Source organism: Bacillus thuringiensis (assembly GCF_022095615.2).
In the GTDB taxonomy this organism is placed as follows: Bacteria; Bacillota; Bacilli; order Bacillales; family Bacillaceae_G; genus Bacillus_A; species Bacillus_A cereus_AG.
In genome coordinates this window covers 3,906,097-3,931,265 of record NZ_CP155559.1, presented here as the reverse complement: position 1 = coordinate 3,931,265, position 25,169 = coordinate 3,906,097, and the positions used below count along the sequence as shown (strand labels likewise).

Sequence of the window (25,169 nt, the reverse complement as noted above, 5' to 3'; positions counted from 1 at the left end):
CTTTCACTTTTCTATGAGGGGAATGAAAAGAATGAACTTAGATTTTTCGGCGATTACGCCTTCGATACCATATATACTAAAAGGCCTAGAAGTTACTTTGAAAATTGTAGCAGTATCAGCATTAGTTGGTTTTATTTTAGGAACGTTATTAGCGCTTTGCAAAATTGCTAGAATACGAGCATTAAATATAGCGGCAGATTTTTATACATCAATTTTCCGTGGTACACCACTTGTATTGCAATTAATGATTATTTATTTCGGTGTCCCGCAAATAATTGGTTATGAAATACCTGCATTCGTAGCAGCTGTATTAGCATTTAGCTTAAATTCAGGTGCATATATGTCAGAGGTAATTCGTGCCGGCATTCAAGCGGTTGATAAAGGACAAACAGAAGCAGCGATGGCTTTAGGGATTCCTTACGGGAAAATGATGCGAAATATTATTTTCCCTCAAGCATTAAAAAATATATTACCAGCGCTTGTGAACGAGTTTGCGACACTTACGAAAGAATCGGCTGTAGTAACAGTAATAGGAGCGACCGATTTAATGCGCCGTGCTTACATTGTAGGCGGTGAGACGTTTAAATATCTTGAACCATTGCTTTTTGTTGGACTAATTTATTATATGCTAGTCATTATTCTTACATTAGTCGGGAAGGCAATTGAAGGGAGAATGAAGAAAAGTGATTAAAATTGAAAACCTTCATAAATCATTTGGAAAAAACGAAGTATTAAAAGGGATTACAACAACGATTGAAAAAGGGGAAGTAGTAGCAATTATTGGACCGTCTGGATCAGGGAAATCAACATTTTTACGTTGTATGAATGTGCTAGAAGCACCGACAAATGGTCACATTTGGATTGGAACGGAAGAAGTAACGAATCCGAAAACGAATATTATGCACGTTCGTGAAAATGTCGGAATGGTATTTCAGCATTTTCACCTATTTCCTCATATGACAGTATTAGAAAATATTACGTATGCTCCTATCAATGTAAAAGGAGTAACGAAACAAGAAGCTGACAAAAAAGCCGAGAAACTTTTAGAAAAGGTCGGTTTATTAGATAAAAAAGATACGTATCCCAATCGTCTTTCGGGAGGACAAAAGCAACGTGTAGCAATTGCGAGAGCGTTAGCGATGGAACCAGAAGTTATGTTATTTGATGAACCAACATCAGCACTAGATCCAGAGATGGTAAAAGAAGTGTTAGAAGTTATGAAATCATTAGTTACGACAGGAATGACAATGGTGATTGTTACACATGAAATGGGATTTGCAAAAGAAGTAGCAGATCGTGTTCTCTTTTTAGATGGTGGAAGGCTTGTAGAAGAAAGTGCGCCAGAAGAATTTTTTGTAGCACCGAAAAGTGAACGTGCGCAACAATTTTTACAAAAAATATTGTAATATGTAAAGGTTGCGTGAATAATAAGTAGAAAAGGATGACATTGTGTCATCCTTTTTTTATACTAACTGTAAATACGTTTATACATATAGGAGCAGTGCTATGTTCAAAATTGGATACCGTACAGTAAAAACAGCAATAGGGACAGGCGCAGCAGTTTTTATTGCGCAGTTATTAGGATTAGAATTTTATAGTTCAGCGGGCATTTTAGTTATATTATGTGTACAAAATACGAAACGTAAATCACTTCAAGTGTCGTTACATCGTTTTTTAGCTTGTGTATTATCAATGGTATTCGCGTTTTGTATTTTTGAAACAATGGGATATACACCACTTGCAATTAGTATATTATTACTTACATTTATTCCGACTGCAGTTATGCTTAAAATTCAAGAAGGTATTGTCACGAGTTCAGTTATTGTGATGCATCTATATTCATTGAAACAAATCACATGGCTTATTGTTGGGAATGAAATTGCGATATTAACGATAGGAATTAGCGTGGCTTTATTAGTGAATATGTATATGCCAAGTAGTGAAAATAAGCTAAAAGAGTATCAGGATACAATAGAAAGTAATTTTAAAACAATTTTGTTTGAAATGGTGGTGTACTTACGAAACAGAGAAAGTAGCTGGAGCGGGGCAGAACTTATTGAAACTGAAAATATGCTAAATGAAGCAAGGGATTTATCGTTTAAGAAACTTGAGAATGCATTTATGCGAGAAGATGGCTATTACTATCGTTATTTCAATATGCGCATGCAACAATTCGAAATTTTAGAGCGGATGATACCATTAGCAGCTTCGTTATCATGGACATATGAACAAGCTGACATGATTGCGGATGTGGTTGAAAACATTGGGAATGCTATTAGCCCTGAGAGTACTGGGGTTATTTCCTTAAGACAGCTGCAAGAAATGAGAGAATTATTTAGAGATATGCCATTGCCAGTTACACGTGAGGAATTTGAGATACGTGCGAAGCTTGTACAACTTGTGTATGAAATGGAACAATATTTACTCATTAAAAGCCGTTTTAAGGGAAAGGATAATATAAAAGAACTTATATAGAAGGTAGGAATTATTTATGCCGTATCTTCTCTCTTTCATATTATGTCTTTCTTTATCACCTATTTGGCCTCTTGGTGATAATCCACGTGCCGGAGATCCTTTCATTATTGTAAATAAAGCGACGAATAAACTAGCTTATATTGACGATGGAAAGATTCAAAAGGTTTTTCCAGTAGCGACAGGGAAAACAAATGAATTAACTCCAGAGGGAACTTTTGATGTTGTAATGAAAGCGAAGGATCCGTATTATATTGCGAAGGATATTCCAGGTGGATCACCGAAAAATCCACTTGGGTCAAGGTGGATTGGATTTAATGCAAGAGGAACTGATGGGAGTAAATATGGAATACATGGAACAAACCAACCTAGTTCAATTGGAAAGTATATTTCACAAGGATGTATAAGAATGAAGAAAAACGATGTGGAGTATTTATTTGATCGCATTCCAATTGGAACGAAAGTATGGATTGTGAAGTCGAAAAAATCATTTCAGCAATTGGCAAAACAAAAAGGAGCCATTGCATATGAAAAAGCCAACGAAAAGGTTGGCTTTTTCTATTGTAATAAGTTGTCTTGACATGTGTACATAACCATGAGTTAATGAGAGTATAGAAAGATAAAGTGAAATTTTAATCAGTGAGAGGTTTTTTACCCGCTGATTATCAGCCCGCACCAATCGGGGTAAAAATTAGATAAAGGGGTTGCTCATATGTACTTGAATCCAAAAATTTCGTATATGCAATTTTTTATGGGATTTCTATTTGTTATTACATTCATATTGGCAACTTTTAATATATGCTCTTATCTTGTAGCAATTATATGTATGGCATTACTCAATCTTACTTTTGTTATTGGAGCATTTCAGCAGAAACAATATACAAGTTTTATTACAGCACTTGTAATGTCATTTTCCTTTAGTATTGTAGCGATTGTGCTTTATATAAAATAAACCATCTCGATATCGAGATGGTTTATTTTGTTATGTATAAAAAGTAAAAAAAGGACGAAAGTATCGTCCTTTTTACCAAAACATACTTGCGCCAGCAAGTAATGTTGTTACAAGCATAGAAATTAGCATTACATAAACCATAACTTTTTGAGCTTTTTTATGCATCGTTAAACCTCCTTGCAAATCAGTACAATATCATTGTAACGAGAAATGATATTGTGGACAAGGGGAGAGAAGTGACAAAATTCGAGAAGTGCGTGTAAAGTATAACAGGAAATATGTATGTATGTAGAGAATATATAATAATGATAGAGTATAAGTTTTTTGTTATGCAAGCTGAAGAATGGAGATACGATGATGAAAATATACGAAACAAATCGTTTACATTTAAGGGAAATTGATGAGTCGTATGCTGAAAAAATTCTTCAATATTACGACAGAAATCGTGAATTTTTAAAAGCTTGGGAAGAGTATAGACCGGATGATTTTTTTACGTTAGATTATCAGAAGAAAAAGTTACAAAAGGATAGAAAAGAGTTTGCAGAAGGTAAAATCATCAGGCTTTGGATTTTTAAAAAGGGTGATGATACAAAAATTATTGGGTGTATCTCATTTAATCTAATCGTTCGCGGTATTTATCAATCTTGTGTGCTCAGCTATAAATTAGATAAGGCAGAATTGAATAAAGGTTACACGACAGAAGCGCTTAGGAAAGCTATTCAAGTTACTTTCGAAGAATTTCAGTTACATCGTATAGAAGCACCGATTATGCCACGAAATTTAGCATCTATACAAGTAGTGACGAAGATAGGCTTTCAATATGAGGGCGTGTCTAGGAAGATGTTAATGGTAAATGGAGTATGGGAAGATCATATGCGCTGGGTATTGTTAAATGAGTAATAGAAAGCAGATGGTTATCTAGACATATAAACCGTCTGTTTTTTGTCTTGTATTTCGAAACTTTTGCGAAATTCTGTTATAATTAATAGTGTTACATACATAATGGTAGTGCAGGAGGCGCAGTCTTATGATTAATCAAGAACGTTTAGTAAATGAATTTATGGAATTAGTACAAGTAGATTCTGAAACGAAATTTGAAGCAGAAATTTGCAAAGTATTAACAAAGAAATTTACAGATTTAGGTGTAGAAGTATTTGAAGATGACACAATGGCTGTTACTGGGCATGGTGCAGGTAATTTAATTTGTACATTACCAGCAACAAAAGATGGTGTTGATACAATTTACTTTACTTCTCATATGGATACAGTAGTTCCTGGTAATGGAATTAAGCCTTCTATTAAAGATGGATATATCGTGTCAGATGGTACTACGATTTTAGGTGCGGATGATAAAGCAGGATTAGCATCAATGTTTGAAGCAATTCGTGTTTTAAAAGAGAAAAACATCCCTCATGGCAAAATTGAATTTATTATTACAGTTGGAGAAGAATCTGGTCTTGTTGGTGCAAAAGCATTAGATCGTGAGCGCATTACAGCGAAATACGGTTATGCATTAGATAGCGATGGAAAAGTTGGTGAAATTGTTGTTGCAGCTCCAACACAAGCGAAAGTGAATGCGATTATTCGTGGGAAAACAGCTCACGCTGGTGTAGCACCAGAAAAAGGTGTATCTGCAATTACTATCGCAGCGAAGGCAATTGCGAAGATGCCACTTGGTCGTATTGATTCTGAAACAACTGCAAATATTGGACGTTTTGAAGGTGGTACACAAACAAATATCGTTTGCGATCATGTACAAATCTTTGCAGAAGCGCGTTCTTTAATCAATGAGAAAATGGAAGTACAAGTTGCGAAAATGAAAGAAGCATTTGAAACAACTGCAAAAGAAATGGGCGGTCAAGCAGACGTTGAAGTAAACGTTATGTATCCAGGATTTAAATTTGCTGATGGCGATCACGTTGTAGAAGTTGCAAAACGTGCAGCTGAAAACATTGGTCGTACACCTTCTCTTCACCAAAGTGGTGGCGGAAGTGATGCAAACGTAATTGCAGGCCACGGTATTCCGACAGTTAACTTAGCGGTTGGTTATGAAGAAATTCATACAACAAACGAAAAGATTCCTGTTGAAGAATTAGCAAAAACAGCAGAATTAGTTGTTGCAATTATTGAAGAAGTAGCAAAGTAATGTAAAATAAAAAGCGTGTAAATCATAATTGATTTACACGCTTTTTATTTTGATTCGATTGCTTTTACAAGGCGGATTAGCCAATACAAGAAAATCCATGGCAATATATAAGTTGTTGCTACATGTACTAGGCGAGGGAAGAATCCAAACGTATTAATATTGAAAATAGGAAGCAGTAAATAATTAAGGGTTATGATTAATATAATCACAAGGAACGTATAGTTGAGTTTATGAGTTGATTTTATCATAATCACCCCTTTCCACATTTTATGTAAATTATATCAAATATATAAAAGGAAAAGACCAAGTAATTATTATAACTATTATGCAAAATTTGATATAATGAAGGAACAAATGTTCTTTGGAGGGGTGAGTAATATGCGAGAAATGTATCCGAAAAATGGTCGTGTTATTTTGCATGTAGATATGAATTGTTTTTTCGCATCTGTTGAAATTGCTCATAACCCATCATTACAAGGGAAGCCGTTAGCAGTTGCTGGAAATGAAAAAGAAAGAAAAGGAATTATCATAACATGTAGTTATGAGGCGAGAGACTATGGAATACGTACAACGATGCCTCTTTGGGAAGCAAAAAGGTTATGTCCACAATTAGTTGTAATGCGTCCTAATTTTACATTATATCGTGAAGCTTCATTTCAAATGTTTCAAATTCTTTCCCGTTTTACGGAAAAAATACAACCAGTCTCAATAGATGAAGGATATTTAGATATTACAGATTGCTACGCACTCGGTTCGCCTCTTGAAATAGCAAAGATGATTCAGCAGGCGTTATTAACAGAGTTACAACTTCCGTGTAGCATCGGAATTGCTCCTAACCTTTTCCTAGCAAAAACAGCTTCTGATATGAAAAAGCCTCTCGGTATTACCGTACTTCGAAAACGAGATATTTCAGAAATGATTTGGCCACTTCCAGTTGAAGCGATGCATGGAATTGGAGAAAAAACAGCTGAAAAATTAAATGATATTCATATACAAACAATTGAACAGTTAGCAAAAGGAAACGAACATATCATTCGCGCTAAAATTGGAAAGCATGGTGTTGATTTACAAAGGCGGGCAAAAGGTATGGATGATAGGGAAGTTGACCCGAGTCAAATGGGACAACATAAAAGTATCGGTAATTCGATGACTTTTTCAAAGGATATGGATGAAGAGAAAGAATTACTTGATATGTTAGAACGGCTATCAAAATCAGTGAGTAAAAGATTACAAAAACGAACTCTTGTCAGCTATAATATTCAAATTATGATTAAATATCAGGATAGGCGGACAGTAACGCGGAGTAAGCAATTGAAAAATGCGATTTGGGAAGAACGAGATATTTTTCAGGCAGCATCTCGTTTATGGAAGCAACATTGGGACGGTGATTCCGTTCGTTTACTAGGTGTTACAGCTACTGAAATAGAGTGGAAGACAGAATCGGTGAAACAATTAGATTTGTTTTCATTTGAAGAAGATGCGAAAGAAGAGCCGCTACTTGCTGTCATCGATCAAATTAATGATAAGTATGGAATGCCACTTTTACAACGAGGTAGTCAATTATTACGTAAGCAGGAAAAGTCTTTTCAGCAAAAATTAGAAAATAAGTTTATGTAGAAGGTGTCATGAAGCTGTAAATATCATGACACCTTTCATTTCTAACTGGCTTCTAAATCTAATGAAGTTTTCCACCCAGCTGCAGTAACGCCAGCTTCTAATAGCATTCTACTCACTATTTTTTCAATTAAGACTGCTGCATTTGTACTGCAATGTAATGTAGCTTGTATACACACTTTTTGCTTAGAATCTACGTCTTCACTATACAATTCTTTTAAACCGATGCCTTCAGAACTTACCATGTGCATAAGTAAAAAACGAATATGGGCTTCATGTTCTTCTGAACAAGTAAGAGAAAGGAAGTAGTTCGTTTGTTCAGGTGACTCTTCTTTTGATTTTTGATTCATAAAGAGAGCGATTGGACGGAGTAGTATATTTGCCAGTAAAACGCCGGTTGCACCTAACATAGCTGCAACGAGGAAACCAGCGCCTGTAAGAGTACCAACAGCAGCTGCGCACCATAGAGTAGCCGCTGTATTAAGCCCTCTAATACTAAAACCATCGCGGATAATAACGCCGCCTCCTAAAAAACCAATCCCACTAACGACTTGAGCGGCAATACGTGAGGGGCTAGCATCGTGATCAAGCATGACGGATAATAAAACAAATATACAGGCACCAAGTGATACGAGAGCATTTGTCCGTAATCCAGCCATCCTGTGTCTCCATTGCCGTTCCATTCCGATGCAAGCACCTACAATAATTGCGATAAATAATCTTAATACAATGTCATACCATACCATCATGGTCACCTCCATACATATAAGTCCATGTTATGTTTTTGAGAATGAGTGGGGGGTACCCGCTCATTCTCATTTTTATCTCGCTATTTGCGGGCAGATGAAAGCTTCACTTTATCCCGCTTTAATGGGCAGTAAGACCCCCACCTCAAAATTCAGCGAAAGCAAAGAGGTTAGGTGGGGGATCAACTGCCCATAAAAGTCCGATTGGTTCAACTAATAATCAGTGGGGGATGAAGAAAACCCCCACTGATTAAAGTTTCACTTTATAACCAGCTATGAAACTTTTTAATATAAACTTTTTTTAGGAACTGTGTTAAGAAAGCATAGCCTAATAGTATTCCTATTAACCAAGGGAAATAGCTAAGTGGTAATGCTTGTAATCCAACAGCTGCTCCAAGTGGCGAGAATGGAATATAAATTCCGATTGCCATAATACAAGCGGTCAATAAAAGAACCGGTATTGATGCAGTACTTTGAATGAACGGAATCTTCTGTGTTCTTATCATGTGAACAATTAAAGTTTGTGTTAGTAATCCAACGACAAACCAACCAGATTGGAATAATGATTGTTCGCTAGCTGTATTTGCACCGAAGACGTTCCACATGACTACATATGTGATGATATCAAATATGGAACTAATGGGACCGATACAAATAATGAAGTTCCGTAAGTTTGCAGTATCCCATTTTCTTGGCTTTTCTAAAAACTCTTTATCCATTTTGTCCCATGGAATAGACAGTTGTGAAATATCATAAAGCAAGTTTTGAATTAAAAGGTGAATGGCAAGCATCGGCAAGAAGGGGATGAAAGCACTTGCTACTAACACACTAAATACATTTCCGAAGTTAGAGCTAGCTGTCATTTTAATATATTTTAAAATGTTTCCGAATGTAGTGCGTCCTTCTAAAATACCTGCTTCTAATATTGTTAAGCTTTTTTCAAGTAAAATAATGTCGGAAGACTCTTTTGCAATATCGGTAGCAGTATCAACAGATATGCCAACATCAGCTTCACGTAACGCTACGGCATCGTTAATACCATCTCCCATATAACCTACAGTGTGTCCGTTTCCTTGTAATACTCGTATAATGCGAGATTTTTGCATTGGATTTAGTTTAGCAAATACAGTTGTTTCTTCGGCTAATTTTGCTAATGCTTTATCAGGTAAAGATTCGATTTCGTAACCAAGGACAGGCTCACCGATATTTAATCCAACTTCTTTGCAAACTTTTCTTGTCACGATTTCGTTATCGCCAGTTAAAATTTTTACTTGTACACCATGTTTCTGTAATGCTTGAATGGCAGTAGCTGCAGATGGTTTCGGTGGATCTAAAAAGCCGATATATCCAGCGAGAATCATATTATTTTCATCTTGTACCGTGTACTCTATATCATTTATTGGTCTATCTTTTTTATAAGCTACAGCAATAACACGCATACCTTCACTATTTAATGTCTCACTTAGTTGTTTTACATTTGAGCGCATGTCATCGGTAAGAGAAACAACTTTTCCAGCTACTTCAGTGTAGTTACAAATAGATAAAATTTCTTCTACTGCCCCTTTACAAACCATTGTATGCTCACCTGAAATATCTTTCACGATGACAGACATACGCCGGCGAGCAAAATCAAATGGAATTTCATCTAGTTTTTGAAAAATGGATGGATTAAACTTCTGGTTTTCTTCCGTATGTTTCATAACGGCTTTATCTATTAAATTTTTCAATCCTGTTTGATAGAAGCTATTTAAATAGGCGAAGTGTAATACACGATTACATGTATTACCGTTTGGATCTAAATGCCGGACAAGTACAACTTTATCTTCTGTTAAAGTACCTGTTTTATCGGTACAAAGAATGTTCATAGCACCTAAGTTTTGAATAGAATTCAGTTGTTTTACAATTACTTTCTGTTTAGACATGTTAACGGCACCTTTTGCTAAATTAGCAGTTACAATCATTGGTAACATTTCAGGTGTGAGACCAACAGCAATTGCGATAGCGAAGAAGAAAGCCTCTTGCCAATCCCCTTTTGTGAATCCGTTAATGAGAAGAACGATAGGCGCCATAATAAGCATGAATGTAATTAAGAGCCAGCTTACTTTGTTTACACCTTTATCAAAGCTTGTTTCTACTCGTTTGCCGATTACCTTTTTTGCTAAAGAGCCGAAATACGTATCAGTACTTGTGGAGATGACAACAGCTTTTGCACTACCACTTACAATATTTGTACCCATAAAACAAAGGTTTTCCATATCGAGTGGATTGTAATTTTTTTTCATGTTTTTCGGTAAGATATGTTTATTCTCTGTATGGTAGCAGTTTTCATACTTTTCCACAGGAAGTGCTTCCCCAATTAAAGAAGACTGATTCACAAATAAATCTTTAGCTGATAAAATACGCACATCAGCTGGAACGATATCACCGGCTGAAAGTGAAATAATATCGCCAGGTACAAGTTCTTCAATTGGAATTTCCGTTGAATCATTTTGCTTCAAATTCATTACGTTTTTTGTTTCGTGTACAAATCCATCTATTCTAAAGACGCTCGCCGTTGTTCGAACCATAGCTTTTAACTGATCCGCAGCTTTTTGAGAACGAAATTCTTGTAGAAAGCGAATCGTTGCACTTAGCATTACCATTACAGATACGACAATGGTTCCTTGTATGTCATCTGTGAAAAAAGAGAGTGCGCCGAGAGCTAATAAAACAAAAATAAATGGATTTTTAAATGCCAGTAGAAATTGAATGTACCACGGTGATGTTTTATTATGAGCGATTTCATTCGGACCATATAAAGTAAGTCTACGAGCCGCTTCTTGTTTAGAGAGTCCATCTTCTGTTGTTTCTAAAAGTTGTAACGCCTTGTTTGCACCTTGTGTTGCGACTTCCACCAATAATTCGTTATTTATTTTCATACGATCTTGATCGTAAGAATGTTTTGTTTCTTGTCTTTGTAAATTTAACATCGGTAGTTCCTCCTTTTTCATGAAGGAGGAAACAATCTGTTACTCGACTATTTAAAATTAGGAGGAACAGCTTCTTTCCTACCTACATGATGAAATATTAATGTAAAACATATGGGTATCTGGGCCGAATCATCAATTGCCAACTGTTCCTCACCTCCGTACAATTTAGTAGTTTCTGAATATGCTATGTTTGTTTCATAGTAAGGTGCATATATAAAAAGACCTTTACTCAAAACGAGTAAAGGTCTGAATTCGCAGTTAAAAGAGTCCACAACAAAGACTGTTAGTAAACATAGATAAAAACAGTTTTTGTGTATGACAAAAATACATGCACCTCTCCCTCGTTGAGTTTTAGCACTGTATAGCATAGGTACTGAAACCAGCTACGTTAAGAAAGGCCTTCATTCCGACCTTTCCTGTTGACCCATTGGCGTCTCTCGACATTTTTGGGCAGCAGCGTTTCTCTATACAGGAGCCTCACCTAACAGAGACCATATTCAATTACAATTTGAATGTTAGCACTGTAAATTTATAGTGTCAATATCTTTTTTTGAAAAATCAAATAGGTTTATGATAGCTATATAGTAGGAAATAAGCGGAGTTTTTTTGAAATAACGTTGGAAAATAAATATTGTAATGAACATAAATAAAAAGCACTGATCACAGTGCTTTTTATTATAGATTATGAGATTGTAGCATTTTCAAAAATAACAATTTCTGAACTGTTTGTTGTTGAAACGCGTTGTGCGTAATAGGTTAAAGTTGAAGAAATATATGTTGGTAACGAATCATTTGTATGTGTTGTTGTATATTCATGGATTAATTCTTTCAAAGTCGTCCATTCTAATTGTGCTGGGTGATCAGACACGAAAGAACTTACCCAGCGATCAAATGAAGATGAAAAATCAGTTTGTAAACGAAATGCTTCTTTCATAATAAAACGCTCCCTTAAAATGTAGTATAATCATTTTAACATAAAACACGAACAATTGCTAAGTTTTTCGAGTATAACGTTCGTGTTATATAGTTGTCTAGATGATTGGTTATGTAAATTCGATTTGCCATTTGAAATAACATTCCGTAAGATGAAAGGTAGATTATATAAAGAGCTGGAGGAAAGAAAGTGGAATTTGTATTTTTAGGAACTGGTGCAGGTGTTCCTTCGAAAGGAAGGAACGTTTCGGCAATTGCTTTGCAATTGTTAGAAGAACGAGGACAGACTTGGTTATTTGATTGTGGCGAGGCGACGCAACATCAAATATTACATACATCAGTACGCCCACGCCGCATTGAAAAAATATTTATTACGCATTTACACGGTGATCATATTTTTGGCTTGCCTGGTTTATTGGGAAGCCGTTCATTTCAAGGAGGGACTACACCTCTAACAGTGTATGGACCAAAAGGAATTAAACAATTTATTGAAGTGGCATTATCAGTAAGTACGACACATGTAAAATATCCACTTGAAATTGTTGAGATAACAGAAGAAGGTACTGTATTTGAAGATAATGAATTTCACGTGGAAACGAAAAGATTGTCACATGGCATTGAATGTTTTGGGTATCGCATCGTAGAGAAGGATATACAAGGAGCCCTTTTAGTCGATAAATTGCTGGAGATGGGTGTGAAACCTGGCCCGCTCTTTAAACGTTTAAAAGATGGAGAAGTAGTTGAATTAAAAAATGGTACGATACTAAATGGAAAAGACTTTATTGGTCCGCCTCAAAAGGGAAGAATTATTACCATTTTAGGTGATACAAGATATTGTGAAGCGAGTAGAGAGCTGGCACAAGACGCTGATGTACTTGTTCATGAGGCAACTTTTGCGGCAGAAGATGAACAACAAGCGTATGATTATTTTCATTCTACATCTAAGCAAGCTGCGAGTATTGCACTTCAGGCAAATGCAAAACGATTAATATTGACTCATATTAGTTCTCGTTATCAAGGAGATACATATAAGGAATTATGGAAAGAGGCAAGAGAGCTATTTTCTAATACAGAAATAGCTACGGATTTGAAATCATTTCCAGTAGATAGATAATAATGGTGTGAAAAAATGGTGACGAAAGGTTGCCATTTTTTTATTTCTAAAAAAAATTTAAAATAAATCTGTTATCATTTTATGTTTATATTGGATGAAACAGAAAATTTTTATGATGTGAAGATATAGGACAAAAATACATAGTACCGATTATTTAGAGAAACTGTTATATAAGTCAGACGACATACGAGTGGTACAAATACCAAAAACGGATTGTTATTCAGAACTTTTAAAATTCATTAAAAGTAAGCGTTTTATTAAAAACAAGCTATAATGAGGGCAGATTATAATTTATTGTAGGCTACATGCGTTTTAGCCATTTGTCGTAACAAGTGGAGTTAACTAAATCGTGAGAGGGAAACATGGGAATTATAAATAAGAAGGATATTACTATTATTTGTACTATGTCTTTTTTCACTTTTTATTTTTAAAGCACGAAAAGGTATGAAAGCAATGGGAGTTTCACTTGTTTATGCTATCCTTGTAAGGGGTTCTGTGTTAAACTTTGGATTGCTACCAGACTTTATTCTGGATTAGCCTATATTATTTTTAAATGAAGGTAATGCTAAGTTTCTTATTTATTATGATAGCTGGTATTATTTCAGGATATATTGTTTCACTGTTATTCAAAAACGATCCAATTCGTACAGCGGAACAAATTCGTCGTACAACTGGAAAAGCAACCGATTCGGTAGCTTAATAGAATAGTAAAATTTTTTTCATAGAGGTTTAGGGGGAGTTATGATGAAGTATCGCTCAGTATTTGATATTATTGGTCCAGTTATGATTGGTCCATCAAGTTCACATACAGCAGGCGCAGCAAGAATGGGGCAAGTTGCTCGCCAGCTGTTTCGTCATGAACCAGAAAGAGTAAGCATTTCATTATATGGATCATTTGCAAAGACGTATCGAGGGCATGGTACGGATGTAGCACTGATCGGTGGAATATTAGGCTTTGAAACAGATGACCTACGTATTCCAGAGGCGCTAGACATAGCAAAAGAGCGCAAAATCGAAGTAGAATTCATTGAAGAAGATGCAAATGCACCTCACCCAAATACAGCGAGAATTCGTTTGTATAAAGGTGAAGAAGAAATTGAAGTTGTTGCTTGCTCAATTGGTGGCGGTAAAATTGAAGTTGTAGAATTAAACGGATTCGATCTTCAATTAACAGGCACGAGTCCAGCACTACTTATTGTAAATAACGATCGCTTCGGTGCTATTGCAGCAGTAGCTTCAATCCTTGCGAAACATGAAATTAACATTAGTACAATGAGTGTTTCTCGTAAAGAAAAAGGAAGAAGAGCGCTTATGGTTATCGAAACAGATGAATTATTAGCAGATGAAGTGATTGAAGAAATAAACGCGCAACAAAATATTTGTCAAGTAACTATTATGGAATAATTGCAGGGGGGACACACCATGTTTCGGAACGCAGCGGAACTAGTGGCGCAAGCTAAAGAACAAAATGTAAAAATCGCAGAAATTATGATTCAATGTGAAATGGAAACAAGAAATATTTCACGTGAAGAAGTAATTGCTGGTATGGAAAAGAACTTAGTCGTAATGGAGCAAGCAGTAGAACGTGGTATTCGCGGAGTGAAATCACCAACTGGTTTAACCGGCGGAGATGCTGTAAAAGTTCAGACGTATATGAATAGCGGAAAAGGCTTATCTGGAGATACGATTTTGGACGCAGTGAGTAAAGCTGTTGCAACAAATGAAGTAAACGCAGCGATGGGAATTATTTGTGCAACACCAACAGCAGGGTCTGCTGGAACAGTGCCGGGTGTACTATTTGCACTAAGAGAAAAATTGCAGCCGACACGTGAAGAAATGATTGAATTCTTATTTACAGCAGGAGCTTTCGGTATGGTTGTTGCGAATAACGCTTGCATTTCTGGTGCAGCGGGAGGATGCCAAGCTGAAGTTGGTTCAGCAAGTGGAATGGCAGCTGCAGCTGCAGTTGAAATGGCTGGTGGAACACAAGATCAAGCAGCTACAGCGATGGCAATTTCATTAAAGAACATGCTTGGTTTAGTATGCGATCCTGTTGCAGGACTTGTAGAAGTACCTTGCGTAAAACGTAATGCAGCAGGAGCTGCAAATGCGATGATTTCAGCTGATTTAGCATTAGCTGGCGTAACGAGTACAATTCCATGTGATGAAGTAATTGAGGCAATGTTTAGAATCGGACAAACGATGCCAGTAGCACTTCGTGAAACAGCTGAAGGTGGACTTGCAGCAACACCGACTGGTCGTCGTCTGCAAGAAGAGATTTTTGGGAAGACTAATAACTAAACGATATATGTTTATAAAAAAATGGAGCTCAAGTAAGATTGAGCTCCATTTTTTATTTTTCTTTTGTTAGTTGTTCTAATGTTTTCCCAAGATTATGTGATCGTTTTGTAGCCTGTGTAATACAAGAAATAAGCGCTTGTTGAAATTTATGTTCTTGTAATACTTCAATGCCTGCTTCGGTCGTTCCACCAGGAGAAGTAATTTCCTTTCGCAAAACAGAAGGGTGTTTTTCACTTGCTTTTAGCATTTCAGCAGCACCAATCATCGTCTGGAGAATAAGTGACTTTGCAACATCTTCTTTTAAACCAATTGTTTTTGCGGCTTCTTCCATCGCTTCCACTACGTAATAAATATAAGCAGGTCCACTTCCAGATAATGCAGTGACAGCATGCATATCTTCTTCCTCTACAACAGAGACGAGACCGATTGTTTCAAATAAAGCTATAGCAGTGCGAATATGTTCCGCCGTTACATCTTTTGAAGGCGAGATAGCAGTAGCTGATTTTAAAATAGCTGCAGATGTATTTGGCATCGCACGAATAATCGGAACATCTTTTTGAAGTAGGTTTCTAATTGAGTGAGTAGAAACACCTGCTAATAGGGAAATAATAAGCAGGTTATTATGTATATCTTCTTTAAAAGGAGTAAGCGCTTCTGTAACATCCTTCGGTTTCATTGCTAGAAAAAGAATAGTTGTATCAGTAAGTAGCTCTTTTTTATTATGCGTACCTTTGACGCCGTATTTTTTATGTAGCTCCTGCAATCTTGTTTCGTTAGAACGATTACTTACGGTAATTTGTTCGCCTTTCACAACATTTGCATGTAACAAGCCACCAATAATAGCTTCAGCAATAGAGCCTGCACCGAGAAAGGAAATGTTTTGAATAGACATGATGTTCCTCCTTTAAATTTGGTTAGAAATTCTTATAAATGTACATACATTCGTTTTTTTATAGAAAACACCTCTTTTTATCTGAAAATAATGACAAATATATGTGGAAGTTGTAAACTGAAGAAGTATTCATTTTTGAACCGGAAAGAGACAGGGGGGCTAAGCATGACGGCGATTCACCGAATGGAGATTCCTGTGCCATTTGCAGTTGAGACTGTGAATGTGTTTTTAGTTGAGGGGGAGACATTAACATTAATTGATACAGGGACGAATACAGAAGAGGCAAGAAATGCGTTAGAAAGTCAATTAGGTGCATTAGGATATACGATAGAAGATATTGAAACAGTAGTCATTACGCACCATCATGCGGATCATTGTGGGCTTTTAAATATATTTTCTGAGAAAACGAACATTATTGGACATCCCTGGAATGAGCCTTGGATCACGCAAAACCCAAAATTTTTAAAGTGGTATCATGAGTTTTTTAGAGAGACAGCTTTGCAATTTGGTGTTCCAGCAGCATTTTTGAAAGACGAGGCGTTATTGACGACAAGGACACTGAAATATTCTTGTAATAGATCGTTAACGCATACTGTGAGAGAAGGAGATTGTATTGATTCTCTGCCTGGATTTACAGTACTTGAAACACCAGGTCATGCTTCTACTCATATTTCTTTATATAGAGAATCTGATGGAATATTAATTGGTGGAGATGCTCTCATTAGTCATATTTCTTCGAATCCAATACTAGAACCACCATATGAAGGGCAAACAGAACGGGCACGCCCATTACTACAATATAATCAAACATTACAGCGTTTAAGCGAAATGAATATTTCACGCATTTTATCAGGGCATGGGGAAGATGTTCTAAATGTGAAACAACTTATTGAAACGAGATTACAAAAGCAAGAAACACGTGCGTTTAAAGTACTTGAGTTATTAAAGGAAAAACCAATGACAGCATTTGAAGTATGTGTAAAACTATTTCCGGTATTATATAAAGAACAATTACCACTTACTATTTCAGAAACGGTTGGACAATTGGACTATTTAGCATATAATCAACAAGTGATGATTGATGAGTCATCGCAACAATTGATTTATTATGCAAAGTAGGTGACAGCAATGACAGGACGTTTACAAAATAAAGTAATCGTCATTACAGGTGCTTCTAGTGGGATTGGTGAGCAAGTTGCAATGCAAGTTGCAGCACAGGGAGCGACTCCAGTATTAATGGCTCGAACAGAAGACAAACTACAAGCGCTAGTAGACAAAATTAAAGAAACTTATAATACGCCTTGCTATTATTATGTATTAGATGTAAGTGAAGAGATGGAAGTACAGTCTGTTTTTTCAAAGGTATTACAAGAAGTGGGACGTATTGATATATTAGTAAACAATGCGGGATTTGGTATTTTTAAAACGTTTGAAGATGCGTCAATGGGTGAAGTAAAAGATATGTTCCAAGTAAATGTATTTGGATTAGTAGCATGTACGAAAGCGGTACTACCTTATATGGTAAACAAGAATGAAGGACATATTATTAATATTGCTTCACTTGCTGGAAAAATTGCAACTCCGAAATCGAGTGCTTATGCAGCAACGAAACATGCCGTATTAGGATTTACGAATAGTTTACGTATGGAATTAGCGAATACAGATATTTATGTTACAGCGATTAATCCAGGTCCAATAGATACAAACTTTTTTGAAATAGCTGATCAATCCGGTACATATGTGAAAAATATGGGACGATACATGTTAAAACCAACATATGTAGCAGAACAAATCGTGCAATCAATGAAAACGAAAAAGCGTGAAGTAAACTTACCGAAGTGGATGGGCATTGGTCCGAAACTTTATGCTCTATTCCCAGGTTTATTTGAGCGTGTTGCAGGCAAATCATTAAGTAAAAAATAGGAGATTTCCATATGGAAATCTCCTATTTTTTATTTTCCAGTCACATAATCGTAAACGATATCCTCAACTGCCTCGTAGACATCAATTTCAGTATTTGAATGAATTATCGTTTGAATATGTTTAATTAGCATTTCCTGATCCTCATTTGACATAGGATTACATTGATATTGCTGAAAACTTTTTATAATCATTTTCTCAATTAATTTCTCATTCATGTTTTCCCCCGCCTGTATGTATACATGTATTGTTTTATTGTACTTGAAGTGAAATGAAAAAACTACCATGCACTATTTATGTATAAAAATCCGGTTGTGTATATTGTTTTTCTAGTAAAATTAAGTTATTTAAGTTTTAAAGATTTATAAATATTTAATTGACTCTATAAATATACAATATTATAATCATACTTAATTTAAAGAATCGATATGAGGAGGAGCCTATGAAAGTCGCGATTATTGGAGCAACTGGGTATGGGGGTATTGAGTTAATTCGGTTATTAGAGCAACATCCATATTTTTCGATAGCATCTCTTCATTCTTTTTCGCAAGTTGGCGAGTGTATAACAAATGTATATCCGCATTTTCAAAATGTTTTTGTTCATACGTTACAAGAAATTGATGCGGAGGAAATAGTGAAGGAAGCAGAAATTGTATTTTTAGCAACCCCAGCAGGAGTATCAGCAGAGTTAACTCCAAAACTATTAGCGGTAGGTCTAAAAGTAATTGACCTATCCGGAGACTTTCGTATGAAAGATCCTTTGATATATGAACAGTGGTATAAAAGGACAGCTGCAAAAGAAGAAGTTCTTAGGGAAGCTGTATATGGGTTAAGTGAATGGCAAAGGTCCGAGATTCAAAATGCAAATTTAATTGCAAACCCAGGATGTTTTGCTACAGCTGCATTATTAGCGATATTGCCGTTAGTATGTAGCGGCATAATTGAAGAAGATTCAATTATTATAGATGCGAAATCAGGAGTATCTGGAGCAGGCAAAACGCCAACAACGATGACTCACTTTCCTGAGTTATACGATAACTTACGTATTTATAAAGTAAATGAGCATCAACACGTTCCTGAGATTGAGCAAATGCTTGCAGAGTGGAATAGAGAAACGAAGCCAATCACGTTTAGTACACATTTAATTCCGATATCACGAGGGATTATGATTACACTGTATGCGAAAGTAAAACGTGAAATGGAAAGAGAACAATTTCAAAAAATATATGAAGAAACGTATGAACAATCGGCTTTCATTCGAATTCGTACGCAAGGAGAGTTTCCAAGTCCGAAAGAAGTGAGGGGCTCAAATTATTGTGATATGGGGGTAGCTTACGATGAAAGAACAGGAAGAGTGACAGTCGTTTCTGTTATAGACAATATGATGAAAGGTGCGGCTGGGCAAGCGATTCAAAATGCAAATATAGTAGCGGGACTAGAAGAAACAACAGGTTTACAATATATACCACTTTATCTATAAGGGGGACATGATGATTAAAGTAGAGTCTATTACTAAACTGGAAAATGGTTCCATTGTAACGCCGAAAGGCTTTTCGGCGATCGGTACTGCAAATGGTTTGAAAAAAGAAAAAAAGGATTTAGGTGTAATCATTTGTGAAGTGCCAGCATCATGCGCTGCCGTTTATACAACGAATCAAATACAAGCAGCCCCGCTACTTGTAACGAAAGACAGTATAACTGCTGAGGGGAAATTACAAGCTATTATCGTCAATAGCGGAAATGCAAATGCTTGCACAGGAATGAAAGGATTACAAGATGCTTACGAGATGCGTGCATTAGGGGCGGAACATTTTGGAGTGAAAGAAAATTACGTTGCAGTAGCTTCAACAGGTGTAATTGGTGTTCAGCTGCCGATGGATATAATCCGAAAGGGAGTTACAACTCTTATCCCGGCGAAGGAAGTAAGTGAAGCGCGTTCTTTTTCTGAAGCGATTTTAACGACGGATCTTATAACGAAAGAAACTTGCTATGAGATGATTATTGATGGGAAGAAAGTGACGATTGCTGGTGTTGCGAAAGGTTCAGGGATGATTCATCCGAATATGGCAACGATGCTGAGTTTTATTACGACAGACGCTCATATAGAACATGACGTATTGCAAACAGCATTATCACAAATAACGAATCATACATTTAATCAAATTACGGTAGATGGGGATACTTCTACGAATGATATGGTCATCGTTATGGCAAGTGGATTATCAGAAACGAAACCAATCAATATGGAACATACGGATTGGGAAACTTTCGCATTTGCTTTACAGAAGGTATGTGAAGATTTAGCAAAAAAAATTGCACTAGATGGTGAAGGTGCTACGAAGTTAATAGAAGTAAATGTGCTAGGAGCTCGAACGAATGAAGAGGCAAAGAAAATTGCAAAGCAAATAGTCGGTTCGAGTCTTGTGAAAACAGCAATACATGGTGAAGACTCAAATTGGGGGCGAATTATTAGCAGTATTGGACAAAGTGAAGTTGCGATTAATCCGAATACAATTGATATTACTCTTCAATCTATCGCTGTGTTAAAAAATAGTGAACCTCAAATGTTTTCTGAAGAGGAAATGAAAAAGAAGTTAAAAGAACATGAAATTATGATTGATGTGTATTTACATCTAGGAGAAGAGAAGGGATCAGCTTGGGGCTGTGACTTAAGTTATGAATATGTGAAAATAAACGCTTGTTATCGTACATAAGGAGAGGGAAGATGAGCGATTATATTGTAGTGAAATGCGGCGGTAGTATGTTGGATCAATTAAATGATGTGTTTTTTGATTGTATAAAGAAATTGCAACAGAAGTATAAAGTAGTGATTGTTCATGGTGGCGGCCCAGAAATTGATGCTAAATTAAAAGATTGTAACATCAAAGTAGAAAAAAGAGATGGTTTACGAGTGACACCAAAAGAAGTTATGGATGTTGTTCAAATGGTGCTATGCGGAAGTACAAATAAAAAGTTTGTAATGAATTTACAAAAGCATAATTTACTTGCGGTAGGGCTTTCCGGGTGTGATGGTAATTTACTTCAAGTTCAACCTGTTGGCGCAGAGATAGGATATGTAGGAGAGGTAAGTTATGTAAAAACAGCCTTACTAAAAGGTTTAATAAATATGAATTATATTCCTGTTATTGCTCCGGTTGGGATCAATGATAATGAGATTTATAACATAAATGCGGATACCGCTGCAGCTGGAATTGCGGCCGCATTATCCGCAAAAGAACTCATTTTTATTACAGATGTAGATGGCATATTAAATGAAGGGAAATTAGTAAAGAAAACGGACGAATTTGAGATTGTTACTTTTATAGAAACAGGTGTTATTACAGGTGGGATGATTCCGAAAGTACAGGCGGCACTAGCATCATTAAAAATGGGAGTGCAAAAGATAACTATTGTGAATGGTACAAAAGATTTTACTGAGGTTACAGGAGAGTGTATTGGAACGACGGTAACGAAAGGCGTGAGTATTGCATGACAAGCCATCTTTTTCAAACGTATGGCAGAAGAACTATTGAGTTTGTAAAGGGAACTGGAACGAAAGTTATTGATAATAACGGTAAGCAATATTTAGACTTCACATCAGGAATTGGCGTATGTAATTTAGGACATTGTCACCCTACTGTTCTCAAAGGTGTACAAGAGCAACTTGATGATATATGGCATATATCTAACCTGTTTACAAATAGCTTACAAGAAGAAGTTGCGTCATTATTAACAGAAAATAGAGCATTAGATTATGTGTTTTTCTGTAATAGCGGGGCAGAGGCAAATGAAGCAGCTTTGAAGTTAGCACGTAAGCATACTGGAAAATCTCTCGTCGTAACATGCCAGCAGTCTTTTCACGGTAGAACATTTGGAACGATGAGTGCAACGGGCCAAGATAAGGTAAAAGAAGGATTTGGTCCATTACTTCCATCTTTTTTACATATCCCTTTTAACAATATTAAAGCATTAGAGGAAGTAATGAATGAAGAAGTTGCGGCGGTAATGGTAGAAGTAGTTCAAGGAGAGGGAGGAGTCATACCTGCTGATCTATCTTTTTTGAAAGAGATTGAAACATTATGTAATAAGTTCGGTTCCTTATTTATTATAGACGAAGTACAAACGGGGATAGGAAGAACTGGAACACTATTCGCTTATGAACAAGTGGGAATAGAGCCTGATATCGTTACCGTTGCAAAGGCACTTGGGAATGGCATTCCTGTCGGAGCGATGATTGGCCGGAAAGAGCTCGGAACGTCGTTTACTGCAGGATCACACGGTTCAACTTTTGGCGGGAATTACATCGCGATGGCTGCAGCGAAAGAAGTATTGCAAGTAAGTAAAAGACCATCGTTTTTAAAAGAAGTACAAGAAAAGGGCGAGTACGTATTACAGAAGTTGCAAGAGGAATTACAACATGTCGAATGTATTCAAAATATACGTGGTAAGGGGCTTATGGTTGGGATTGAGTGTAAGCATGAAGTTGCAAGTTTTATAGAACAACTAGAGAAAGAAGGACTTCTCGTATTACAAGCAGGGCCTAATGTTATAAGACTATTACCGCCACTCATTGTCACGAATGAAGAGTTAGAACAGGCAGTATATATAATAAAAAAAGTAGTTTGTACAAAAAACGTATCAATCATATAAGGGGGAAATTTCATGTCAACTGTACAAGTACCAAAATTAAATACGAAAGATCTTTTAACTTTAGAAGAACTGACGCAAGAAGAAATTATTTCATTAATTGAGTTCGCTATATATTTAAAAAAGAATAAGCAGGAGCCTTTATTACAAGGGAAAATATTAGGGCTTATTTTTGATAAACATTCAACTCGTACTCGCGTTTCTTTTGAAGCAGGAATGGTACAACTCGGGGGACATGGTATGTTTTTAAGTGGGAAAGAGATGCAAATGGGGAGAGGGGAAACCGTTTCAGATACTGCGAAAGTATTATCGCATTATATTGACGGGATCATGATACGTACATTCTCACACGCGGATGTAGAAGAGCTTGCAAAAGAATCGAGTATTCCTGTTATTAACGGTTTAACGGATGATCATCACCCTTGTCAAGCATTGGCAGACCTAATGACGATATATGAAGAAACAAATACATTTAAAGGAATAAAATTGGCTTACGTAGGTGACGGAAATAATGTATGTCATTCATTGTTGTTAGCGAGTGCGAAAGTCGGAATGCATATGACTGTTGCAACGCCTGTAGGGTATGAACCGAATGAAGAGATTGTAAAAAAAGCGTTAGCGATTGCCAAGGAAACAGGAGCTGAAATTGAAGTTTTGCATGATCCTGAATTAGCAGTGAGTGAAGCAGATTTCATTTATACTGACGTTTGGATGAGTATGGGGCAAGAGGGAGAAGAAGAGAAATATACTTTATTTCAACCTTACCAAATCAATAAAGAACTTGTTATGCATGCGAAGCAAACATATCGTTTCTTACACTGTTTACCTGCCCATCGTGAAGAAGAAGTAACGGGAGGAATTATAGATGGACCACAGTCTATCGTATTTGAGCAAGCTGGTAATCGATTGCACGCGCAAAAAGCATTATTAGTAAGTTTATTTAAAAATGTAGAAGAACTTTCCTAAATGATGTGCACCTCCAATTGTTAGGCACGAATAACAATTGGAGGTGTGCTTTTTTATATTGAAATGTCGTATGTATATTTGGTTAATCATCTCTATATCATTTATAATAAAAAGAGTAAACTACATTTGTTTTTCATATCATGTAAGGACATACTAGATAGAAAAAATATAGTTAAAGAGATGATGAATTTGAAAACACCTAAGAAAACATATTCGTTTTTCAAGCGGATGTGGAGAATATTAAAGTTTCAATATTATAAGTTGCTTCGATCACCAGAAGGAGCAAAGAAAGTATCGTTAGGTTTTGCAATTGGATTTGGTTTAGAGATGTTGGTCATATATACGGCATCGCTCGTATATGTAATATTTTATCCGATCGTTCGATTAGCCAAGGGATCTTTTCCTGCTGCGGTTATTGGCAATATTATTGGGAAAATATCGTTTTTACCGGTATTTTTATTTCCAGTTGCTTATGCGTTAGGGAAAATGATTTATCCATTTCATGTAGAAAAAATACATCATGAACCATTTACGATATCTGACTTGTTTTCAAGCCATATTTTCACAATGTTAAAGAGCTTATTGCAGAGTGAAGTGTATGTATTGATTGGTATGACGATAATAGGAGTTGTGTTTGGGGTAATTTCATATTTCGTTGTGCATTATTTATATGAAAAGAACCGTAAGTTACGTTTGAAGAACAGAAAGAAACGAGTGAGAGAACCACTTGTACAAATATAAAGAATGGCACATTCATTTTCTCCTTTGAATATGTTTAAGAAAAAGGGGGAGAGAATGAATGTATTATTATTACGTACCTCAAGTATACCCATATGTAAATTATTATCCGGTAAATGATATGAGGCAGCAATTTGGAGTGTATCAGCAGCAACAATTTCAGCAAATACCACAAATACCACCACAACAATCTACGCAAGAACAAAAACCATATTTAACGACATGGCCGTATTCAAATGTATACTATGGTAATTATTACGAATCATAAAGCTGCTTCTATTTAGAAGCAGCTTTATGCGTTTGTTTTCAAAATTAAATTTTGAATGGTTTGAAGAGAGTGAATGAGCTTTTCACGTTCTTCCTCAGATAATGTTTGGAAATTTTCTTTTAATTTGTCTAAAATGAATTGTTGATACTGATTTACTAACAATTTCCCTTCAGATGTTAGGGAAATTAAAATGACCCGTCGATCTTTTTCGCTATAATGACGCTCTATTAGTTCTTCTTGAATTAGTTTGTTTAATAGAGGTGTCATGTTAGGCCGTGAAATCGCTAACCGCTTGCCAATTTCGGAAACTGCTAATGTGCCATTTTCGTGCAGAAGCAGCAATACTTGTGTATGTGATGGCGGCATATGTCTTTGAGAAGAAAATTCTCCAGGAAGCATAAATTTGCGATAAAAAAGAGGCACTAGCGAAAGAAGATGATCAACAATACGTTCCCACTCGCGTGATTCCATATAAAGGCCCCCTTCCACAC

General features: G+C 36.1%; 29 protein-coding genes and 1 riboswitch. Of the genes, 21 read left to right on the top strand and 8 right to left on the bottom strand.

The genetic code is table 11. The features are described 5' to 3' along the window. Positions 1–31 precede the first annotated feature (31 nt). The 5 genes from KZZ19_RS20275 to KZZ19_RS20255 all read left to right on the top strand — a co-directional run bounded on the left by KZZ19_RS20275 (position 32) and on the right by KZZ19_RS20255 (position 3,424). A complete protein-coding gene (locus tag KZZ19_RS20275) occupies positions 32–691 on the top strand; it encodes an amino acid ABC transporter permease (protein WP_001046922.1) in 660 nt (219 codons plus the stop codon). Beyond that, on the top strand, positions 684–1,406 hold the full coding sequence (locus KZZ19_RS20270) for an amino acid ABC transporter ATP-binding protein (protein ID WP_237979452.1): 723 nt from the start codon (positions 684–686) through the stop codon (positions 1,404–1,406). The genes KZZ19_RS20275 and KZZ19_RS20270 overlap by 8 nt, the downstream gene beginning before the upstream one ends. A gap of 100 nt (positions 1,407–1,506) precedes the next feature. Then, complete coding sequence (locus tag KZZ19_RS20265; protein WP_088097690.1) at positions 1,507–2,475, top strand: aromatic acid exporter family protein; 969 nt, start codon at positions 1,507–1,509, stop codon at positions 2,473–2,475. A 16-nt stretch (positions 2,476–2,491) separates the two neighbouring features. Beyond that, a complete protein-coding gene (locus KZZ19_RS20260; RefSeq protein ID WP_001146549.1) occupies positions 2,492–3,052 on the top strand; it encodes a L,D-transpeptidase in 561 nt (186 codons plus the stop codon). A gap of 132 nt (positions 3,053–3,184) precedes the next feature. Continuing rightward, positions 3,185–3,424, top strand: a complete 240-nt coding sequence (locus KZZ19_RS20255) for a DUF3894 domain-containing protein (protein ID WP_088097689.1) — start codon at positions 3,185–3,187, stop codon at positions 3,422–3,424. A gap of 72 nt (positions 3,425–3,496) precedes the next feature. Here the strand turns inward: KZZ19_RS20255 and prli42 are convergent, their stop codons facing one another. Then, positions 3,497–3,589: a stressosome-associated protein Prli42 gene (gene prli42, locus KZZ19_RS20250; RefSeq protein WP_000549040.1), complete on the bottom strand. Its 93-nt coding sequence runs from the start codon at positions 3,587–3,589 to the stop codon at positions 3,497–3,499. A 189-nt stretch (positions 3,590–3,778) separates the two neighbouring features. Between prli42 and KZZ19_RS20245 the strand changes: the two genes are divergently transcribed. Then, on the top strand, positions 3,779–4,324 hold the full coding sequence (locus KZZ19_RS20245) for a GNAT family N-acetyltransferase (protein ID WP_237979451.1): 546 nt from the start codon (positions 3,779–3,781) through the stop codon (positions 4,322–4,324). A gap of 127 nt (positions 4,325–4,451) precedes the next feature. Further along, positions 4,452–5,570: a tripeptidase T gene (locus tag KZZ19_RS20240; RefSeq protein WP_088097688.1), complete on the top strand. Its 1,119-nt coding sequence runs from the start codon at positions 4,452–4,454 to the stop codon at positions 5,568–5,570. 44 nt (positions 5,571–5,614) lie between these two features. On the opposite strand, the gene KZZ19_RS20235 is transcribed toward KZZ19_RS20240, so the two are convergent. Continuing rightward, on the bottom strand, positions 5,615–5,815 hold the full coding sequence (locus KZZ19_RS20235; protein ID WP_237979592.1) for a hypothetical protein: 201 nt from the start codon (positions 5,813–5,815) through the stop codon (positions 5,615–5,617). A gap of 133 nt (positions 5,816–5,948) precedes the next feature. Between KZZ19_RS20235 and KZZ19_RS20230 the strand changes: the two genes are divergently transcribed. Further along, the gene (locus KZZ19_RS20230) at positions 5,949–7,187 is read left to right on the top strand and encodes a DNA polymerase IV (protein ID WP_237979450.1); all 1,239 of its coding nucleotides are present in this window, start codon (positions 5,949–5,951) and stop codon (positions 7,185–7,187) included. Between the two features lie 41 nt (positions 7,188–7,228). Here the strand turns inward: KZZ19_RS20230 and KZZ19_RS20225 are convergent, their stop codons facing one another. The 3 genes from KZZ19_RS20225 to KZZ19_RS20215 all read right to left on the bottom strand — a co-directional run bounded on the left by KZZ19_RS20225 (position 7,229) and on the right by KZZ19_RS20215 (position 11,833). Next, positions 7,229–7,930, bottom strand: coding sequence for an MgtC/SapB family protein (locus tag KZZ19_RS20225; RefSeq protein ID WP_140392545.1), 702 nt, complete (start codon positions 7,928–7,930; stop codon positions 7,229–7,231). Positions 7,931–8,193: 263 nt separating this feature from the next. Further along, positions 8,194–10,899 (bottom strand): magnesium-translocating P-type ATPase, encoded by a 2,706-nt coding sequence (mgtA, locus tag KZZ19_RS20220; RefSeq protein ID WP_237979449.1) that lies wholly within the window; start codon positions 10,897–10,899, stop codon positions 8,194–8,196. Positions 10,900–11,227: 328 nt separating this feature from the next. Next, positions 11,228–11,395: riboswitch (M-box (ykoK) riboswitch) on the bottom strand. Positions 11,396–11,581: 186 nt separating this feature from the next. After that, on the bottom strand, positions 11,582–11,833 hold the full coding sequence (locus KZZ19_RS20215) for a DUF3932 family protein (RefSeq protein WP_088097682.1): 252 nt from the start codon (positions 11,831–11,833) through the stop codon (positions 11,582–11,584). 189 nt (positions 11,834–12,022) lie between these two features. On the opposite strand from KZZ19_RS20215, the gene rnz reads away from it, so the two are divergent. The 4 genes from rnz to sdaAA all read left to right on the top strand — a co-directional run bounded on the left by rnz (position 12,023) and on the right by sdaAA (position 15,247). Next, positions 12,023–12,946 (top strand): ribonuclease Z, encoded by a 924-nt coding sequence (gene rnz / locus KZZ19_RS20210; RefSeq protein ID WP_088097681.1) that lies wholly within the window; start codon positions 12,023–12,025, stop codon positions 12,944–12,946. A 562-nt stretch (positions 12,947–13,508) separates the two neighbouring features. Further along, a complete protein-coding gene (locus tag KZZ19_RS20205) occupies positions 13,509–13,646 on the top strand; it encodes a hypothetical protein (protein WP_170930150.1) in 138 nt (45 codons plus the stop codon). A 44-nt stretch (positions 13,647–13,690) separates the two neighbouring features. After that, a complete protein-coding gene (sdaAB, locus tag KZZ19_RS20200; RefSeq protein WP_000877441.1) occupies positions 13,691–14,350 on the top strand; it encodes an L-serine ammonia-lyase, iron-sulfur-dependent subunit beta in 660 nt (219 codons plus the stop codon). 18 nt (positions 14,351–14,368) lie between these two features. Further along, complete coding sequence (gene sdaAA, locus KZZ19_RS20195; RefSeq protein ID WP_061678098.1) at positions 14,369–15,247, top strand: L-serine ammonia-lyase, iron-sulfur-dependent, subunit alpha; 879 nt, start codon at positions 14,369–14,371, stop codon at positions 15,245–15,247. Between the two features lie 52 nt (positions 15,248–15,299). On the opposite strand, the gene proI is transcribed toward sdaAA, so the two are convergent. Beyond that, positions 15,300–16,139, bottom strand: a complete 840-nt coding sequence (proI, locus tag KZZ19_RS20190) for a pyrroline-5-carboxylate reductase ProI (RefSeq protein ID WP_237979448.1) — start codon at positions 16,137–16,139, stop codon at positions 15,300–15,302. Between the two features lie 165 nt (positions 16,140–16,304). Here proI and KZZ19_RS20185 point away from each other — a divergent pair, with 165 nt between their 5' ends. Further along, the gene (locus KZZ19_RS20185) at positions 16,305–17,258 is read left to right on the top strand and encodes an MBL fold metallo-hydrolase (protein ID WP_237979446.1); all 954 of its coding nucleotides are present in this window, start codon (positions 16,305–16,307) and stop codon (positions 17,256–17,258) included. A 9-nt stretch (positions 17,259–17,267) separates the two neighbouring features. Further along, entirely contained in the window at positions 17,268–18,062 is a 795-nt protein-coding gene (locus KZZ19_RS20180) for an SDR family NAD(P)-dependent oxidoreductase (RefSeq protein ID WP_237979444.1), read from the top strand. Positions 18,063–18,091: 29 nt separating this feature from the next. On the opposite strand, the gene KZZ19_RS20175 is transcribed toward KZZ19_RS20180, so the two are convergent. Continuing rightward, entirely contained in the window at positions 18,092–18,277 is a 186-nt protein-coding gene (locus KZZ19_RS20175) for a YqzH family protein (RefSeq protein ID WP_001003210.1), read from the bottom strand. 224 nt (positions 18,278–18,501) lie between these two features. On the opposite strand from KZZ19_RS20175, the gene argC reads away from it, so the two are divergent. From argC to KZZ19_RS20140, 7 genes are all read left to right on the top strand, one after another. After that, positions 18,502–19,539, top strand: coding sequence for an N-acetyl-gamma-glutamyl-phosphate reductase (argC, locus tag KZZ19_RS20170; protein ID WP_237979443.1), 1,038 nt, complete (start codon positions 18,502–18,504; stop codon positions 19,537–19,539). A 10-nt stretch (positions 19,540–19,549) separates the two neighbouring features. Further along, the gene (gene argJ, locus KZZ19_RS20165) at positions 19,550–20,773 is read left to right on the top strand and encodes a bifunctional glutamate N-acetyltransferase/amino-acid acetyltransferase ArgJ (protein ID WP_140392543.1); all 1,224 of its coding nucleotides are present in this window, start codon (positions 19,550–19,552) and stop codon (positions 20,771–20,773) included. Positions 20,774–20,784: 11 nt separating this feature from the next. After that, the gene (gene argB, locus KZZ19_RS20160; protein WP_237979442.1) at positions 20,785–21,552 is read left to right on the top strand and encodes an acetylglutamate kinase; all 768 of its coding nucleotides are present in this window, start codon (positions 20,785–20,787) and stop codon (positions 21,550–21,552) included. Then, positions 21,549–22,709, top strand: coding sequence for an acetylornithine transaminase (gene argD, locus KZZ19_RS20155; protein ID WP_088097674.1), 1,161 nt, complete (start codon positions 21,549–21,551; stop codon positions 22,707–22,709). Before argB ends, argD begins: the two co-directional genes overlap by 4 nt. A 12-nt stretch (positions 22,710–22,721) precedes the next feature. After that, the gene (argF, locus tag KZZ19_RS20150; RefSeq protein WP_088097673.1) at positions 22,722–23,672 is read left to right on the top strand and encodes an ornithine carbamoyltransferase; all 951 of its coding nucleotides are present in this window, start codon (positions 22,722–22,724) and stop codon (positions 23,670–23,672) included. Between the two features lie 180 nt (positions 23,673–23,852). Then, entirely contained in the window at positions 23,853–24,413 is a 561-nt protein-coding gene (locus KZZ19_RS20145) for a DUF2062 domain-containing protein (RefSeq protein WP_088098189.1), read from the top strand. 58 nt (positions 24,414–24,471) lie between these two features. Beyond that, the gene (locus KZZ19_RS20140; protein WP_088097672.1) at positions 24,472–24,678 is read left to right on the top strand and encodes a hypothetical protein; all 207 of its coding nucleotides are present in this window, start codon (positions 24,472–24,474) and stop codon (positions 24,676–24,678) included. Positions 24,679–24,702: 24 nt separating this feature from the next. Here KZZ19_RS20140 and KZZ19_RS20135 read toward each other — a convergent pair whose 3' ends face one another. Continuing rightward, complete coding sequence (locus tag KZZ19_RS20135; RefSeq protein WP_060632191.1) at positions 24,703–25,149, bottom strand: MarR family winged helix-turn-helix transcriptional regulator; 447 nt, start codon at positions 25,147–25,149, stop codon at positions 24,703–24,705. Between the last annotated feature and the right edge of the window lie 20 nt (positions 25,150–25,169).